We start from the raw sequence: 2,460 nt of genomic DNA on the forward strand, positions 1-2,460 counted from the left end.
CTTCAGCAGCTTTTGCAGAAAGCTTAACTCTTCCCATTCTATCGATTTCAAGAACCTTAACTTGAATAGTATCACCTTCAGAAACATAGTCTCCAGCATCTCTTACTCTTTCTTCAGCAAGCTCAGAGATGTGCACAAGACCACCAACACCATCAGCGATATCAACGAATGCACCGTATTCTTTAATTGTCGCTACAGTTGCAGAGTAAGTAGTACCTACAGCTGGACCATTAATTTGTAGTCCAACAAGCTCCATACACTTATCAATATTCTCTTGATTAGTTGAGATGAACTTAGTTGTTCCATCTTCTTCAATCTCAATTGTAAGTTCATAAGACTCTTGAAGCTTCTTAATATTCTTACCACCTGGACCAATAAGAGCTCCGATTTTATCAACAGGAATTTGCATCGACTTCATCACAGGAACACCGTCTTTCATCACTTGTCTGTGAGTAGAGATTGTCTTCGCCATTTCTTCAAGAATATGAAGACGACCTTCTTTTGCTTGCTCCATTGAAGCTTCTACGATCTCACGAGTTAGACCCGTAATCTTGATATCCATTTGAATTGCAGTAATACCTTCAGCAGTACCAGCAACTTTAAAGTCCATATCACCTAGGTGGTCTTCATCACCTAGAATATCTGTAAGAATTTTAAATCTCTCACCATCTGTTACTAGACCCATTGCAATCCCTGCAACAGGAGCTTTAATTGGAACACCAGCATCCATAAGGGCCATTGAACCAGAACAAACAGAACCCATTGAAGAAGAACCATTCGACTCTAGAACCTCACAAACAACTCTTGTTGTATAAGGGAAGTCTGTTGGAACAACTGACTTAAGTGCTCTTTCTGCAAGATTTCCGTGACCAAGTTCACGACGTCCAACACCTCTTACACCTCTTGCTTCACCAACTGAATATGGAGGGAAGTTATAGTGTAGGTAGAAGCTATCTTCAGTTTTCCCCATGATTCTATCAACTGTTTGAGTTCCAGTACTTCCACCAAGAGTAACAGTTGCCATAACCTGAGTCTCACCTCTTGTAAAAAGAGATGAACCGTGTGGTGTCTTTAGAATATCTGTTTCAGTCTCAATTGCTCTAACAGCATTAAGAGCACGACCAGCAATACGCTTATCTTCGTTAAGAAGATCACCTCTAAGAAGTTCATACATTAGCTCATCAACACCTTTGTAAGCTTCTTTACCAAATGCTGCTCCTTCTTCAAGAGCAAAGGCAGATGGGTTAGCTTCCATAGCAGCGGCCACTTTCTTCTCAAGTGCTTTAACAGCTTTTTGTCTAAGGATTTTATCTGTAATTGTTAGAGTTTCTCTAGCGTCAGCTGTGAACTCTTTCTTAACAGTTTCCATAAGAGTTGCGTTTGGAGTTGCAGGAATAAATTCTCTCTTTTCAACACCAACTTCTTTTTGAATATCTTTTAGGAACTTAACGAAACCTTTGATTTCATCGTGTCCAAAGAAGATCGCTCCAAGAACGTCTTGCTCAGGAACAACATGGGCCTCACCTTCAACCATAAGAATCGCATCTTCACTTGCTGCAACAGCAATTTCAAGATCAGACTTTTCCCATTCTGTTAGAGATGGGTTGATAACATACTCACCATCGATTCTTGCAACCTTACAAGCAGCAATCGGTCCAGCAAATGGGATATCAGAAATCGTTAGGGCCGCTGAAGCACCGATTGATGCTAGAATCTCAGGGTCCCCTTCTTCACCATATGAAAGAACTGTACAAGAAACTACAGTGTCAAACATATATCCCTCTGGAAATAGAGGTCTTAGTGGTCTGTCGATAAGTCTTGCGTTAAGAGTTTCACCTACAGAAGGTCTTGCCTCTCTCTTCATATATCCACCAAGGAACTTCCCTGCTGAATAGAACTTCTCCGTATACTCAACAAGTAGAGGGAAGAAATCTTGTCCATCTTTTACCTGTGTTGCAGAACAAACAGTTACGAGAACTTGTGTTCCACCAGATGAAATTAAAACCGAACCATCGGCTTGTTTGGCCATACGACCAGTTTCGATGGTAACTTCCTTACCACCAAAGTTGTACTTAAACTCTTTTCTGTTGTTTAACATAAACATACTCCAATAGACTCCAGATCCAGAATGATCTGAGTCAAAAATATTAATATAAAATTGATTTCAAATTAGGTGGGAATCCAAAGAATGTTTCAATAGAAGAACTCTCAAATCCATGGTCTTCTATTCAAAAATCCTTTAAATTCATCCGACCTATTTTAAATCCCTTTAATTTTATCCAATTAAACATAGAATTGAAAGCTTATTCCTTACTAGGTACCAGTATCTTTTTCTTATGAGGTCCGCGTTATTTGACGCAAGTCTCATGAGAAAAAGATACTGGTACCTCAGAAGTGGTAAGTGAGTTTTAGGCCATATGTGGGTGATTTTGGGTTAAGGTTGGCAAATGGGGAAATATC

1 protein-coding gene is annotated in these 2,460 nt (G+C 39.7%); it reads right to left on the minus strand.

Annotation, left to right across the window (positions count from 1 at the left end; translation table 11 throughout):
- The coding region (pnp, locus tag M901_RS02335; RefSeq protein ID WP_021276553.1) for a polyribonucleotide nucleotidyltransferase at nucleotides 1-2,098 on the minus strand (2,098 nt) is incomplete at its 3' end.
- Between the last annotated feature and the right edge of the window lie 362 nt (nucleotides 2,099-2,460).

The sequence above is a fragment of the Bacteriovorax sp. DB6_IX genome (assembly GCF_000447775.1).
Lineage (GTDB): Bacteria > Bdellovibrionota > Bacteriovoracia > Bacteriovoracales > Bacteriovoracaceae > Halobacteriovorax_A.